Source organism: Microbacterium faecale (assembly GCF_014640975.1).
Taxonomy (GTDB): Bacteria; Actinomycetota; Actinomycetes; order Actinomycetales; family Microbacteriaceae; genus Microbacterium; species Microbacterium faecale.
Window position 1 is genome coordinate 2241344 of sequence record NZ_BMHO01000001.1, and the last position, 13612, is coordinate 2254955.

A 13612-nucleotide genomic window follows, 5' to 3' on the forward strand; every position below is an offset into this window, starting at 1 on the left:
CTCGAGCGGAGTTCCTCCGCTCGTCCTTCCGGGGCCCTCCCCCGGAACGATCCCGAACGTCCGGCGCCTGTGGGCGCAGGAGGAAAGGAAACATCACACAATGATGAAGAAGCGTAAGCTCACTGGCCTCGTTGCCGCAGGCCTCGCCGGAGGCCTCATGCTCGCTGGCTGCGCCAGTGACGGAGAAGGATCCGGAAACGACGGCGCGTCGGGCGACGGCGAAGACCTCGGCACGATCACGCTCGGTTTCCTGCCGTCGTGGACCGACGGCCTGTCGACCGCCTGGCTGCTCAAGGACCAGCTCGAGCGGATCGGCTACACGGTCGAGTTCGAGGAGCTCACCGAGGCAGCCATTCTGTACACCGGACTCGCAAACGGCGACGTCGACATCTACCCGTCGGCGTGGTCAGAGCTCACCCACCGTGACTACATGCAAGAGTACGGCGACCAGCTCGAAGACCTCGGCGCGTACTACGACAACGCGAAGCTCACAATCGCGGTCCCCGAGTACATGGACGACATCAACTCGATCGAAGATCTCAAGGGCAACGCCGACCGTTTCGACGGCGAGATCATGGGCATCGAGCCGAGCGCCGGTCTCACCAACCAGACCGAGACCGTGATGATGCCGGAGTACGGTCTCGACGGCGAGTACGAGCTCGTCACGTCGTCGACCGCGACGATGCTCGCGTCCCTCGACGACGCGATCGAGAACGAAGAGGACATCGTCGTGACGCTGTGGCGTCCGTTCTGGGCCAACAACGCCTTCCCCGTGAAGGACCTCGAGGACCCGAAGGGCGGCATGGGCGAGTCGGAGGCCCTGCACTTCCTCGCGACCGCGGGCTTCTCGGACGAGTTCCCGGAGGCCGCCGAGTACATCGAAGGCATTCAGCTCGACGACGCCCAGTACGGCTCGCTCGAGGACATTGTCGTGAACGAGTTCGAGGGCGAGTCCGACAAGTCCGAGGCCATCACGCAGTGGCTCGAGGCGAACCCCGACGCCTACGAGACGATCATCACGGAGTAATCTCCTCGCACCAGCAGAACGCCCCCGGGATCTGATCCCGGGGGCGTTCTGTCGTTGAGTTGTCGGGAGACCGAGCGAGCTCGGTCCCCTCTCGACTCAATCGCGCGTGTTTCTCGCTTCGCTCGTCAACACACTCAATCGGCTCGGCGGGAACGAGCGAGCTCGTTCCGCTCTCGACTCAATCGCGTGTGAGCTTGCGGTGGGTGGTGCGGTGCGGACGCGCGGCGTCCGGTCCGAGGCGGTCGATCTTGTTCTGCTCGTACGCCTCGAAGTTGCCCTCGAACCAGTACCAGTTCGCAGGGTTCTCCGCCGTGCCCTCATACGCGAGGATGTGCGTCGCGATGCGGTCCAGGAACCACCGGTCGTGCGTGACGACCACGGCACAGCCCGGGAACTCCAGCAGCGCGTTCTCGAGCGACTGCAGGGTCTCGACGTCGAGGTCGTTGGTCGGTTCGTCGAGCAGCAGCACATTGCCGCCCTGCTTCAGCGTGAGCGCGAGGTTGAGACGGTTGCGCTCACCGCCGGACAGCACGCCGGACTTCTTCTGCTGGTCAGGCCCCTTGAAGCCGAACTTCGACACGTAGGCGCGCGAGGGGACCTCGGTCTTGCCGACGATCATGATGTCGAGGCCGTCGGAGACGACCTCCCACACGTTCTTCTCGGGATCGATTCCGCCACGCGTCTGGTCGACGTAGCTGAGCTTGACCGTCTCGCCGACCTTGAGGTCGCCGCCGTCGAGCGGCTCGAGGCCGACGATCGTCTTGAAGAGCGTGGTCTTGCCGACGCCGTTCGGACCGATCACGCCGACGATGCCGTTCGGCGGCAGGCTGAAGCTCAGACCCTTGATGAGCGTTCGGTCGTCGAACCCCTTCTCGAGGTTCTTCGCCTCGATCACGACGCTGCCGAGACGCGGTCCCGGCGGGATCTGGATCTCTTCGAAGTCGAGTTTGCGGGTGCGCTCGGCCTCCGCAGCCATCTCCTCGTATCGAGCGAGACGTGCCTTCGACTTCGCTTGACGCCCCTTGGTGCTGGACCGCACCCACTCCAGCTCGTCCCGGAGACGCTTCTGCAGCTTTGCGTCCTTCTTGCCCTGTACGTCGAGACGCTCGGCCTTCTTCTCGAGGTAGGTCGAATAGTTGCCCTCATACGGGTACAGCCGGCCACGATCGACCTCGGCGATCCATTCCGCGACGTGGTCGAGGAAGTACCGGTCGTGAGTGATCGCGATGACAGCGCCGGAGTATGCCTTCAGGTGCTGTTCAAGCCAGAGCACGCTCTCGGCGTCGAGGTGGTTCGTCGGCTCGTCGAGCAGCAGCAGGTCGGGCTTCTCGAGCAGCAGCTTGCAGAGCGCGACGCGGCGCTTCTCACCGCCCGAGAGGTGCTCGATCTTGGCGTCGCCCGGAGGTGTGCGCAGTGCGTCCATCGCCTGCTCGAGCTGGGCGTCGAGGTCCCACGCGTCGGCGTTGTCGATGTCCTCCTGGAGCTTGCCCATCTCCTCGAGCAGCGCATCGAAGTCGGCGTCCGGCTCCGCCATCAGCGAGGAGATCTCATTGAACCGGTCGATCTTGCCCTTGATCTCGCCGACACCCTCCTGGACGTTCTCGAGGACGGTCTTCGACTCGTCCAGCTCGGGCTCCTGCATGAGGATCCCGACCGAGAACCCGGGCGTGAGCGCCGCATCGCCGTTCGAGGGCTGGTCGAGACCGGCCATGATCTTGAGGATCGTTGATTTTCCGGCGCCGTTGGGACCGACCATGCCGATCTTCGCTCCGGGCAGGAACGACATCGTGACATCGTCGAGGATCAGCTTGTCGCCCACCTTTTTGCGGGCGCGCACCATCTGGTAAATGTACTCAGCCATATTGATGACCAGTGTACGGGAGCGCGCCGCGGGATTCCGGGCCGCGCACACTTCGGGCCACGCCCGGCGCCCCGCCGCTCAGAACGGCGTGGGCACCTCTTCCTTCGTCCGCTCGCGATCCGCCGATTCCACGGCATCGTCGGCGACGCTCTCCGGGGCCTCCGCGGACGTCTCCGCCGCGTCGACCGGCGGGAGCCACTGGTCGTCGCTCGTTTCGCCGTCCGCCCGGTCCTCGCGCTTGCGGCCGCCGACGGTGCGCTCGAATCCCGTCACCTTCCCCCAGCGCAGATCCGGCCCGATGGCCTCGGCGGTGAGGTCCACGCTCGTCCCCGATCGCTCATCGCGTTCCCACCGGCGGACGCGCAACGTTCCCGTAGCGAGGATCCGTCGCCCCTTGCCGACGCACTTGATCACGTTCTCCGCGAGCGTGCCGTACGCGAAGACGTTGTACCAGTTCGACTCGCCGTCGCGCCATTCGCCCGTCTCGTGATCACGGATCCGCTGACTGCAGCCCACTCGAAACCTCGTGTAGGTGACGCCCGCGTTCGTCTTCTCGACGCTCGGCTCGGTTCCGACGTTTCCGATGATCGAAATGTGCTCGGTCATGTCTCCATCCCTTCCCTCGGACCGACCTTCGGCCCGTGGACTCAGGATGCTGAGCATCGTCGCCGCGTCGCGACGACGAGACACACAATGTGGATGAATCGCGGCACATTCGCGTCTGTGGACGCGCCGGATCCCGACCGCGACACGCGCGAGTCAGGCGCGCGCGTACTCCGCGAATCGAGCGCGCACCTTGTTGACCTTCGGCACCGCGACGGCAAGGCAGTATCCCTGGCCGGGGTTCTTCGCGAAGAAGTCCTGATGGACCTCCTCGGCTGGCCAGAAGCGCTCGAGCGGATCGATCGTCGTGACGATCGTGCCTTCGGTCTCGCCCAGTGGCGCGTCCCACAGATCCGTCGCTCGCTCACGCGACGTCTCGAACGTCCGGCGTTGGTCGTCGTCGGCGAAGAACATCGCGGAGCGGTACTGCGTGCCGGTGTCGGCGCCCTGATGATTGAGCTGACGAGGATCATGCATCGTGAAGTACGCGTCGAGGATGACCTCGGTGGGGATCACGTTCTCATCGAACGTCACCGCGACCGCCTCCGCATGACCCGTCGATCCGGAGCACACCTGCTCGTACGTGGGGTGCTCCGTCGCTCCCCCGACGTAGCCGGAGACCACTTCCGTGACGCCATTCAGCGCGCGATACGCGGCGTCGAGACACCAGAAACATCCACCGGCCAGCACGTAGGTCTGCATGATCCATCTCCTCACCGAAGCCGTCGGCGGTCCGCATGGTCGCCACCCTCCACGGTACGCGCCCGGACGCCGACTCGGCCGTTTCGGAGGCAACCGGTAATCTTGATCGCAGACCCCCAGTAGCTCAGTGGAAGAGCAGAGGCTTTCTAATCCTTTGGTCGGGTGTTCGAATCGCCCCTGGGGGACTGATCAAACGGGATGACAGAAGGAAGAGTGTCGACGGTGGGCGCAGCGGAGAACGACCGGCTCGTATGGATCGACTGCGAGATGACGGGCCTCGATCCCACGATTGACGAACTCGTCGAGATCGCGGTCGTCGTCACCGACTTCGAACTGAAGATCCTCGATCCCGGTCTGCAACTGGTCATCAAGCCCTCCGCCGCCGCGCTGGAGAACATGGGCGAGTTCGTCGCGAACATGCACGCGACGAGCGGCCTCGACCGCGAACTCGCGAGCGGCCTCCCGGTCGCCGAGGCCGAGCAGGCGGTTCTCGATTACGTGCGCCGGTTCGTCCCGCAAGAGCGCAAGGCGCCGCTCGCGGGGAACACGATCGGCACTGACCGCATGTTCCTCGCGAAGTACATGCCGAAGCTCGACCAACACCTCCACTATCGCAACGTCGATGTCTCGAGCATCAAGGAGCTCTCGCGACGTTGGCTGCCGCGCGTCTACTTCGCCTCACCCGAGAAGAACGGTGGGCACCGCGCACTCGCGGACATCCTCGAGTCGATCCGCGAGCTGCGCTACTACCGCCGCACGGCGTTCGTCAGCGACCCCGGACCCACCTCCGATGAGGCACGCGCGGTCGCTGAGAATGTCGTGAGCGAGTTCGCCCAGAACCTATGACAAGATAGTGTGGTTGCCCCGTCAGGGGCGGCATGGTGGCTGTAGCTCAGTCGGTAGAGCACCGCGTTGTGGTCGCGGGGGTCGCGGGTTCAAGCCCCGTCAGCCACCCCAAATGGGAGAGGTTCAAACCCTCGACAAGAGTAACCACTCTTTGTCCGGTCTGAACCTCTCCCTTCTTCTTCGCTTCCGCGGCCCAGTTCAGAGCGTTCATCTGCTCCTCGGTATCGCAAAGTGAACCGAAGGGGCGTTCGTATTCGACGCGGACATCCCCGCCTTCCTCGATGAAGATCCGGTGGAAGAACGCCTGATTGCACAGTCGCCGGTTTGCGTCATCGGCACGCTCATACACGCTGACGATGTTGGCAAGCAGCCCGAGCGAGTCGTCGAGGTTTGCCCTTGCTGACGCATATTCATCGTGGTGCGCTTCAATTCGGTGCTGAATGTCTCCGATCTGATCCGCGATGCGATCCTGTTCCTGCTTCAACAGGTCGATCGGTATCGCACCCGCGTAGTGGGCTTGCAACAGCTTCATCCGTTCGTCGTCGAGCCGGTCCCGTTCGCTTGTGAGTCGCGAGAGTTCTTTTGTCTCGTTCGCCATGAGCAGGTCGAAGTCTGCGTGGATCTTTCCAGCGAGGTCTTGCCGCATCCCGGGTGACACTTCGATCATCTCGTAGTACTTCTCGATGAGCCGCTCGACATCTTCGATAAGCATCGCTTGCCTTGTGCACTCGGTCTTGCCAGAGTGCCTGCCCGAGCACACGAAGTACGGGTAGACGTTGCCGTGCCGGTTCTTCGCGTTCGTGATGATCAGCCGCTCGCCGCACTGACCGCAGTAGACGGTGCCCTTCAGGTTGAATTGGCCTGGTTCTTGTTCCGACCGGTTTCCCTGTCGGCCGGTCGGTGACAGAAGCGTCTCAGTTTCAGCGTAGTACGCCTGTTCGACCTCGATCGGAGTACGCATATCGAGTTCCCCGTGGAGCCGCTCCTGGTTCCACCACCACACGTATTCGAGGGTCGCAAGCTCGACCTGCTCGACCGTCCGCCAGGGCCTTGCTGACGGATCAGTCCGGTCTTGTAGACCTTCATGGCGCCCAACAGATCAACCAAGAAGCGACTCACAGCACCCAAGTAGCTGGTGAGCCACAGAGAGGAGCTCCGAGCACGACTTGATCTAGGTCAAGGCTGAGGCTCTGTCAACACAATATTCTGGGTCGTGAAGGCCAGGAACCTCCTGGTCGATCCCCGTTTCGGGGTGAAGCGAAAGGACTCATCATGGCGAACGCTACTGACACCACCCACACTCTGCTGCGCGCCGAGGGTTTCTCGTGCCCGTCGTGCGTGACCAAGATCGAGAAGCAGGTCGGCAAGCTCGATGGCGTCGAGAACGTGACGGTGCACTTCGCCTCGGGTCGCGTTGAGATCGACCACGATGAGACAAGAAGTTCCGTCGACGATCTCATTGCTGCTGTCGATAAGGCCGGCTATAAGTCGAAGGCCTCCGCGTTCTAGCCAAACGGCTCCTCACGCACTAAGTTCACCAATTCGAAAGGCGGCACATTCGTGAACGCGTTCCGTAAGTGGCGGTATGGCAACTGGTTCATTCCCGTTGTCTCGGGCCTCCTCATTCTCGTGTCGTTCGGCGTCGAAAAGCTCTTCGGCGGCAGCTGGAACGTCACGGTCGGTCCGCAATGGTGGATCGACGCTGGCGAACACGCCCACGGTTCTGGTCATGTGTTTACCCTTGCGAACGCGTTCATGCTCGCCGCAGCAATTGTCGCGGGGTACGGAATCGTCGTGAAGGCCGTCCGGGCACTGCTCGTAAAGTTCATCAGTATCGACCTGCTCGTATCGATTGCAGCGATCGGCGCGACACTCATCGGCAACTTCTGGGAAGCTGCCGCCGTGACGTTCCTCTTCGCGATCGGTCACGCACTCGAAGCCGGCACGATGAACAAGACCCGTGCAGCGCTCGCTGAGTTGGTCGCGGTGGCCCCCGACGTTGCAGTCGTGATGCGCGACGGTGAGCAGGTCGAGATCGCCGCACATCAGGTGCGCATGGGCGAGATCGTGCTCGTAAAGAACGGAGCGAAAGTTCCCGTCGACGGGCAGGTCGTGTCAGGCACCGGAGCGATCGACGAGGCATCGATCACGGGTGAGTCGATCCCTGTCGAAAAGACGAAGTCAGATCACGTGTTTGCGGGCACGATCTCGCGGGGCGGATTCCTACAGGTCATGGCGACCGGCATCGGAGCCGACACGACGCTCGCGCGCATCATTCACCGTGTCGAAGAAGCGCAGGATGCGAAAGCGAAAACGCAGGCATTCATCGACCGATTCTCGAAGTGGTATACGCCCGCGGTGATGGTACTCGCGCTTGCGGCGGGCCTCATCTCTGGTGACGTAGTGCTCGGCCTCACGTTGCTCGTGATCGGTTGCCCGGGCGCGCTCGTCATCTCGATTCCCGTGGCGATCGTAGCGGGAATCGGCCGCTCGGCCCGCAACGGGATTCTCATCAAGGGCGGCGAGTACCTCGAAACCTCGGCCAAGATCTCGGCCGTCGCAGTCGATAAGACGGGGACTCTCACCGAGGGCCGCCCGGTACTCACCGACATCGTTGTGCTCAATCCTGAAGCGGATCGGCGCGAGGTGCTTCGCTGGGCAGCCGCCGCAGAAGCAGGGTCCGAGCACCCACTTGCCCGCCCGATCCTCGACAATGCACGAGAAGAAGGAGTGGCCCCCGAGGGCCTTCCGGGATCGGTCACACCGGTCGTGGGCAAGGGGATCGTGGCCGACGCTCACGGCAAGCGGGTACTCATCGGTAACGTGCCGCTGCTCGAACAGTACGGGATCGTGAACGACGCGGGGGCGGCTGTGGCTGCGAACAAACTGGCAGCGGCAGGCAAGACCCCCATGATTGTCGCGGTCGATGAGAGCGTGCTTGGCGTAATCGGTGTCGCAGATAAGATCCGCGAGGATGCCCCCGAGATGATCAGGCGCTTGCACGCTAGCGGGGTGCAGAAGGTGGTGATGCTCACCGGAGATACGCGCCTTGTCGCCGAAGCCATCGGTGAGGCGGTCGGTATCGATGAGATCCATGCTTCGTTGCTACCCGAGGACAAGCTCGACGCTGTCGCGCGGTTGCAGCGCGAGGGGCACACGGTCGCGATGGTGGGCGACGGCGTGAACGACGCCCCGGCCCTCGCGACCGCCGACATTGGTGTTGCCATGGGTGCAGCGGGCTCAGCGGTGGCCGTGGAGACGGCAGACATTGCCCTGATGGGCGACAACCTCTTGAAACTGCCCGAAGCAATCGGCCTCGCCAAACGCACCGTGAACGTCATGCGCCAGAACATCTGGATCGCGCTCATCACCGTTGTCGTGCTGCTCGTCGGGGTCTTCGCAGGGGGTGTCACGATGGCTATCGGCATGCTCGTGCACGAGGGATCGGTGCTCATCGTAATCCTCAACGCGATGCGCCTGCTGCGCAACACCCAAGGAGCCACTGCGTTGTCGAGGAGTGAACGCGCCCGAGCCGCACATGAAACAGGCCGCCCGGTCGAACCCGCCACGGCCCAGAGTTCATCCGAACTTCCATCTTAAGAAAGGACCACACACATGAGTGAGAACCAGTTCAGCGTCGGCGAGAAGGCGACGCACTTCATCATCGACGAGGTCGCGAAAGCAAACACGACTTTTCGTCAGGTGCTCTGGACGGGAAAGCATTCCCAACTCGTTGCGATGACGATTCCGGTGGGCGGGGAGATCGGCGACGAGGTGCATGACACCACCGACCAGTTGCTGAGTTTTGTGTCGGGCAGCGGAGAGGCCGACCTTGACGGCGAGACGCACACCGTTGATGCTGGCGACCTGTGCGCTGTCCCGGCCGGTACTCGCCACAACTTCCGCAACACTGGCGATGAGCCTTTGGTGCTCTACACCGTCTATTCACCTCCGGAGCACGCAATTGACGCGGAGTATGCCACGAAGGAACTCGCTGATGCGGCAGAGGCTTCGGGTGAAGACGCTCCGCCACAGGCAACCACGTAAGTGTCACTCACCTGGAGAATGAGGAGAAGTCAATAATGTCGAAAGCGCTGGTCTTCGCCGCCTATGGCGGCCCCGAGACGCAGGAACTCGTTGAACGCCCCGCTCCGGCGCCTGGGCCTGGAGAGCTCGCGATCGAAGTGAAAGCGGCCGGGGTGAACCCTGCTGACTGGAAGATCCGTGCGGGGCAGATGGGCTCCCACTGGCCGCTTCCCGCACCGATGGGCCGAGAGGCCTCCGGTGTCGTCACCGCCGTAGGCGCAGAGGTCGAGAACTTCGCTGTCGGTGACATGGTGCTCGGCCTCGCGGCCAAAGGACAGGGAACGTTCGCGAAGCACACGGTGTTGGATGCGGCACAAACCGTCCAGAAGCCCGAAGAGCTTTCCTTTGCTGACGCTGCAGCACTGCCTGTCGCAGGGGCGACTGCGTATGACGTGACGCATCAGATCGAGCTGGAACCTGGTCAGACGATGCTGATTCTTGGCGCCGGAGGTGGGGTCGGGCTGATGGCGGCGCAGATCGGCAATGTGCACAAGTTCACGGTCATCGGTGTGGCCAGTGCAGCGAAGCAGGAACTGGTGGAGTCGACCGGTGCGACGTTCGTTGCCTCCGGGGAGGGTGCGGCTGACCGGGTGCGTGCCATCGCGCCGGAGGGTGTTGATGTGCTCATCGACCTGGTCGGTGGGCAGGCGCTTCGTGATCTCGCGGTCGTCGCCAAAGACCCGAGCGTCATCATCAGTACCGCAGACCCGACCACCTTGCAGCAACTCGGTGGCGTAGCGGTGGTGCGCACGCGTGAAGGGCTCGAGAAGGTCACCGGCGTCGCCCAGTACGGTCTCGTCGACCCGCAGGTGACGGACCGGTACAGTCTCGATCGGGCTGCGGAGGCCGTCGCCATGGTGGAGGCTGGGCACACTGCTGGCAAAGTGATCATCGAACCATGACCCAGCGGCCTGAGGCACCGACGGACGCCGTATTCACAGCAGCACGGACGTCTGATCCTGTGGCCTTAATAAACCGGGTGGCCGATGCATACGGGTCGCCTGAGGTTGATATCGAGGGCATTCTCGGCGCCGAGATCTCACCGGATGACCCTGACCGTGCGGTCATCGAGCCGTGGGCCGCGGCAGTCGATGGCCCCATTCTTGATGTCGGCGCGGGTACCGGGCGTTGGACCGGTCACCTCGCACGCCTCGGACACACGGTGGAAGGGCTCGAGCCATCGGATCGCCTCATCACGATTGCCCGAGCCAGATATCCCGCGGTTGTGTTCCATCACGATTCCATCGAAGATCTCGCCCGTTGCGAGACCCGCTGGGGCGGGATCCTCGCCTGGTATTCGACCATTCACATGAGCTCAGAAGAGCTTCTACACGCGCTCGCAACACTGCGCACTCGGCTGGGTGACGGCGGATCGCTGCTGATGTCCTTTTTCGCGGGGCCGCGGCTAGAGGCATTCGACCATCCGATCGCCGCCGCATACCGGTGGCCGATGAACAAAATGGTCGAAGCCCTCACCCACGCCGGGTTCGAGGTGATCGGGCAGCGCTCGAACCCGCGGACGCCACACGCGTACATCACTGCACGCGCCACCCCTGGCTTCAGCTGAAGCGCGTGTGTTGTGCCACGAGTCGCCATACTAGAAGGGAAGGGAAGGATGCCGTTGGCTGTTTCAACCGATGTGGATGCTGATCCAGCAAATGATCTCTGCGTGGCCCGTGTACCGCTGTTTCAAGGGCTCACACATGCGCAGCAAGTGGAAGTTGCGGGATTTGCACGTACCGTCCGATTAGACGCTGTCGAGCAGGCGTATACAGCAGGCTCGGAGATGTCGCAGTTGATGGTGGTGCACACCGGTCAGGTGAAGATCGCTCGCACAAGTGCGGCTGGGCACGAGCAGGTGATCCGGGTCCTCGGGCCGGGCGACTTCATCGGAGAATCCGCGTTTCTCGCCGGCACGAGACCCGATCACGCAGCAGAAGCGCTCGTGTATACCGAACTGTGCGTGTTCCGTCATGCCGATCTCGGGCGTCTCGTCGAGAAGCATCCGAGCATCGGGCTGCGCATGCTGCAAGGAGTGAGTCAGCGCTTGGATGATACTGAGGCGCGACTGGCTTCTGTCGTCTTGGGAAACGTGAGCTCTCGTCTCGCCGATTACCTGCTCTCGCTCCCTGCGACGCCAGGGCCGCGAGGAGCCATCGACGTGACGCTGCCGCTCGCAAAGAAGGACATCGCTTCGCTCCTGTCCACGACACCAGAGTCCCTCAGTCGGCAACTTCGCAAACTCACCGACACCGGGGTGATCTCACAACAGGAACAGGGGCGGATCACGATCACTGATGTGACCGCGCTCACCGCACTCTCAACCCTCTCGAAGAGAGACTGAGAACAGCACCGTGCCAGCCCAGACTATCGCCCCACGTACCTCGGAAGCGTCACACGCAATGTCATCGACGGTGGAATTTCTTCGCAACCGCAAGCTCATGATGTTCGTGCTCGTCGGTTTGGCGACCGGGGTTATGCTCTGGCTGACCGGCGCAGAGATGGCTCTCGGGGTCACCGCATACTTGGTGCTCGGTATCGTGATCGTGATCACCGCGATCGACATGTTCAAAGATCTGATGCGCGGGCATTGGGGGCTCGACATTCTTGCGGTCATCGCCATGATCGCGACACTCGCCGTACAGGAATATGTCGCGGGGCTCATCATCGCGTTGATGCTCACCGGAGGGGAAGCACTCGAAGACCTCGCCGCTCGCCGCGCGAGCCGAGAACTCGACCAACTGTTGAACCGAGCCCCAGCATTCGCGGGTCGAATTCACCCGGTAACAGGTGAGGTTGAACGCATCGCGATCGAAGAGGTGAAAGTCGGCGACGAACTGCTGGTGCGCTCCTCAGAGATCCTCCCCGTCGACGGGGTGCTCCTATCGGATCACGCGACGATTGATGAATCATCCGTGACCGGTGAACCGATCCCGGTGAACTACCACGCGGGCGACCCACTGCTTTCTGGAACGGTCAACAGCACGACGAGCTTCACGATGCGCGCGCAGAAGGTGGCAGCCGATTCGAACTACGCCTCGATCGTACGGTTGGTCGAGGAGGCCGTGGACTCCCGCGCACCGATGGTGCGACTCGCCGACCGTTATGCGGTGCCGTTCACCATTGTGTCATTGCTGATTGCGGGCTTCGCGTGGTTTCTCAGCGGGGATCCGGTGCGGTTTGCCGAGGTGCTCGTCGTGGCGACGCCGTGCCCGCTGCTCATCGCCACCCCGGTCGCGTTTATGGGCGGGATGAGTTCCGCGGCAAAGCTCAACGTCATCATCAAAGACGGTGGCGTGTTAGAGGTGCTCGCCCGGGTCCGTGCAGTCGCATTCGACAAGACCGGCACCTTGACCGAAGGTAAAGCCGACGTCGTCGAGATTCACCCTGCTGCTCGCACCGTAGACGAGACGCTGCAGCTCGCGGCCGCCGCCGAGCAGTACTCCGTGCACGTGTTCGCCGATCCGATCGTGGCATCGGCACGCACACAGCAACTTGAGCTTCCCGAAGTGGTGACGGCCGACGAGGTGGCAACAAACGGTGTCCTCGCTTCCCTGGCAGACGGCACTTCGGTGCGAGTGGGCAAGCCCTCATTTATCGAAGAGGTGACCGGGCCGATCGATCGACCCGTACTCTCAGCTGGGGAGACGGCCGTCTACGTATCGGTCGGTGACGAGCTCGCCGGAGTGATCATCTTGTCCGACCCGATTCGTGAGCAGTCTGCAGAGACGGTGTCCCGTCTTCGCCGAGCAGGCGTAGCCGAGATCGCGATGGTGACCGGTGATATCACGTCGACCGCGGAGTCTGTCGCACACGCGGTCGACATTCAGACGGTGCACGCTGAGACCACTCCCCAGACCAAGGTGCGGATTGTGCAGGCGATGCGGCCGAGACCCGTACTCATGGTCGGCGATGGGATCAATGATGCCCCGGTGCTGGCGGCCGCCGATGTCGGTGTTGCGATGGCGGGCAGGGGTGCAACGGTCGCGAGCGAGTCAGCAGCGGCGGTGATCACCTCGAACGACATCGCGCGAGTGGCAGATGTGGCCTATGTCTCGCGGCGCACGGTGCAGATCGCCCTGCAGTCGATCTGGATGGGCATCATCATCTCAGTCGGTTTGATGCTCGTCGCCGCATTCGGCTATTTGCCGGCGGTGGTGGGAGCGCTGCTGCAAGAGATTGTTGACCTTGTGGCCATTCTGTCGGCGCTCCGCGCGCTCCGAGCGCACCGGGGTGCGCGGCGCGAGAGCCCTGCTCGGCGGGAAGTGCCGGTAGGCTAACCCGCGAGGCCGACTCACACAGTCACGATCGGATCAGCCGGTTGACCGCGGCAGTGGCCTCCTGAATCTTCTCGTGGGCGGCCTCGTCGCTAAGCTTGGCGGCATCGAGCACACAGTGCTTCAGGTGATCATCGAGCAGCCCCGTCGCCACCCCCTGCAGCGAGCGGGTGAGCGTGGGCTGACCCCGTTTCGTAGGTCCGGTGGTTC

General features: G+C 63.0%; 13 protein-coding genes, 2 tRNA genes and 2 pseudogenes. 12 read left to right on the forward strand and 5 right to left on the reverse strand.

Going from position 1 to position 13612, the window contains the following annotated elements; genetic code table 11:
* The first annotated feature begins 103 nt into the window (after window positions 1–103).
* Complete coding sequence (locus tag IEW87_RS10595) at window positions 104–1027, forward strand: glycine betaine ABC transporter substrate-binding protein (RefSeq protein ID WP_188712755.1); 924 nt, start codon at window positions 104–106, stop codon at window positions 1025–1027.
* A 178-nt stretch (window positions 1028–1205) separates the two neighbouring features.
* Here IEW87_RS10595 and ettA read toward each other — a convergent pair whose 3' ends face one another.
* The 3 genes from ettA to msrA all read right to left on the reverse strand — a co-directional run bounded on the left by ettA (window position 1206) and on the right by msrA (window position 4193).
* Entirely contained in the window at window positions 1206–2888 is a 1683-nt protein-coding gene (gene ettA, locus IEW87_RS10600; RefSeq protein ID WP_188712184.1) for an energy-dependent translational throttle protein EttA, read from the reverse strand.
* Window positions 2889–2966: 78 nt separating this feature from the next.
* Entirely contained in the window at window positions 2967–3494 is a 528-nt protein-coding gene (locus tag IEW87_RS10605) for a single-stranded DNA-binding protein (protein ID WP_188712185.1), read from the reverse strand.
* A 153-nt stretch (window positions 3495–3647) separates the two neighbouring features.
* Entirely contained in the window at window positions 3648–4193 is a 546-nt protein-coding gene (gene msrA / locus IEW87_RS10610; protein WP_188712186.1) for a peptide-methionine (S)-S-oxide reductase MsrA, read from the reverse strand.
* 113 nt (window positions 4194–4306) lie between these two features.
* Between msrA and IEW87_RS10615 the strand changes: the two genes are divergently transcribed.
* The 4 genes from IEW87_RS10615 to IEW87_RS10630 all read left to right on the forward strand — a co-directional run bounded on the left by IEW87_RS10615 (window position 4307) and on the right by IEW87_RS10630 (window position 5694).
* Window positions 4307–4378: transfer RNA gene (locus IEW87_RS10615), tRNA-Arg, on the forward strand.
* A 13-nt stretch (window positions 4379–4391) separates the two neighbouring features.
* Window positions 4392–5039: an oligoribonuclease gene (orn, locus tag IEW87_RS10620; protein WP_188712187.1), complete on the forward strand. Its 648-nt coding sequence runs from the start codon at window positions 4392–4394 to the stop codon at window positions 5037–5039.
* 35 nt (window positions 5040–5074) lie between these two features.
* Window positions 5075–5150 (forward strand) — tRNA-His (locus IEW87_RS10625).
* Window positions 5151–5454: 304 nt separating this feature from the next.
* Entirely contained in the window at window positions 5455–5694 is a 240-nt protein-coding gene (locus IEW87_RS10630) for a hypothetical protein (RefSeq protein WP_188712188.1), read from the forward strand.
* 30 nt (window positions 5695–5724) lie between these two features.
* Here the strand turns inward: IEW87_RS10630 and IEW87_RS15225 are convergent.
* Window positions 5725–6072: pseudogene (locus IEW87_RS15225) on the reverse strand (recombinase zinc ribbon domain-containing protein); the annotation flags it as partial.
* Window positions 6073–6311: 239 nt separating this feature from the next.
* Between IEW87_RS15225 and IEW87_RS10640 the strand changes: the two are divergent.
* From IEW87_RS10640 to IEW87_RS10670, 7 genes are read left to right on the forward strand one after another with little or no spacing between them, the layout of a single operon-like run.
* Window positions 6312–6548, forward strand: coding sequence for a heavy-metal-associated domain-containing protein (locus IEW87_RS10640; protein WP_017791819.1), 237 nt, complete (start codon window positions 6312–6314; stop codon window positions 6546–6548).
* A gap of 51 nt (window positions 6549–6599) precedes the next feature.
* A complete protein-coding gene (locus tag IEW87_RS10645; RefSeq protein WP_188712189.1) occupies window positions 6600–8639 on the forward strand; it encodes a heavy metal translocating P-type ATPase in 2040 nt (679 codons plus the stop codon).
* 15 nt (window positions 8640–8654) lie between these two features.
* Window positions 8655–9086, forward strand: coding sequence for a cupin domain-containing protein (locus tag IEW87_RS10650; protein ID WP_188712190.1), 432 nt, complete (start codon window positions 8655–8657; stop codon window positions 9084–9086).
* Between the two features lie 35 nt (window positions 9087–9121).
* Window positions 9122–10027: an NADP-dependent oxidoreductase gene (locus tag IEW87_RS10655; protein WP_188712191.1), complete on the forward strand. Its 906-nt coding sequence runs from the start codon at window positions 9122–9124 to the stop codon at window positions 10025–10027.
* On the forward strand, window positions 10024–10692 hold the full coding sequence (locus IEW87_RS10660) for a class I SAM-dependent methyltransferase (protein ID WP_188712192.1): 669 nt from the start codon (window positions 10024–10026) through the stop codon (window positions 10690–10692). Before IEW87_RS10655 ends, IEW87_RS10660 begins: the two co-directional genes overlap by 4 nt.
* Window positions 10693–10740: 48 nt before the next feature.
* Window positions 10741–11469 carry a Crp/Fnr family transcriptional regulator gene (locus IEW87_RS10665; RefSeq protein WP_188712193.1) on the forward strand — a complete coding sequence of 243 codons (729 nt, stop codon included), beginning with the start codon at window positions 10741–10743 and terminating at the stop codon, window positions 11467–11469.
* 58 nt (window positions 11470–11527) lie between these two features.
* Window positions 11528–13405 carry a heavy metal translocating P-type ATPase gene (locus tag IEW87_RS10670; RefSeq protein WP_188712194.1) on the forward strand — a complete coding sequence of 626 codons (1878 nt, stop codon included), beginning with the start codon at window positions 11528–11530 and terminating at the stop codon, window positions 13403–13405.
* Between the two features lie 22 nt (window positions 13406–13427).
* Here IEW87_RS10670 and IEW87_RS10675 read toward each other — a convergent pair.
* Window positions 13428–13577 (reverse strand): annotated as a pseudogene (locus IEW87_RS10675) (metal-sensing transcriptional repressor); the annotation flags it as partial.
* Window positions 13578–13612: the final 35 nt, after the last annotated feature.

Bases quoted from the DNA above. Each gene is read 5' to 3' on its own strand.
- IEW87_RS10595 (WP_188712755.1), top strand. From the start codon at position 104: ATGAAGAAGCGTAAGCTCACTGGCCTCGTTGCCGCAGGCCTCGCCGGA.
- ettA (WP_188712184.1), bottom strand. From the start codon at position 2,888: ATGGCTGAGTACATTTACCAGATGGTGCGCGCCCGCAAAAAGGTGGGC.
- IEW87_RS10605 (WP_188712185.1), bottom strand. From the start codon at position 3,494: ATGACCGAGCACATTTCGATCATCGGAAACGTCGGAACCGAGCCGAGC.
- msrA (WP_188712186.1), bottom strand. From the start codon at position 4,193: ATGCAGACCTACGTGCTGGCCGGTGGATGTTTCTGGTGTCTCGACGCC.
- orn (WP_188712187.1), top strand. From the start codon at position 4,392: ATGACAGAAGGAAGAGTGTCGACGGTGGGCGCAGCGGAGAACGACCGG.
- IEW87_RS10640 (WP_017791819.1), top strand. From the start codon at position 6,312: ATGGCGAACGCTACTGACACCACCCACACTCTGCTGCGCGCCGAGGGT.
- IEW87_RS10650 (WP_188712190.1), top strand. From the start codon at position 8,655: ATGAGTGAGAACCAGTTCAGCGTCGGCGAGAAGGCGACGCACTTCATC.
- IEW87_RS10655 (WP_188712191.1), top strand. From the start codon at position 9,122: ATGTCGAAAGCGCTGGTCTTCGCCGCCTATGGCGGCCCCGAGACGCAG.
- IEW87_RS10660 (WP_188712192.1), top strand. From the start codon at position 10,024: ATGACCCAGCGGCCTGAGGCACCGACGGACGCCGTATTCACAGCAGCA.
- IEW87_RS10665 (WP_188712193.1), top strand. From the start codon at position 10,741: ATGCCGTTGGCTGTTTCAACCGATGTGGATGCTGATCCAGCAAATGAT.
- IEW87_RS10670 (WP_188712194.1), top strand. From the start codon at position 11,528: ATGTCATCGACGGTGGAATTTCTTCGCAACCGCAAGCTCATGATGTTC.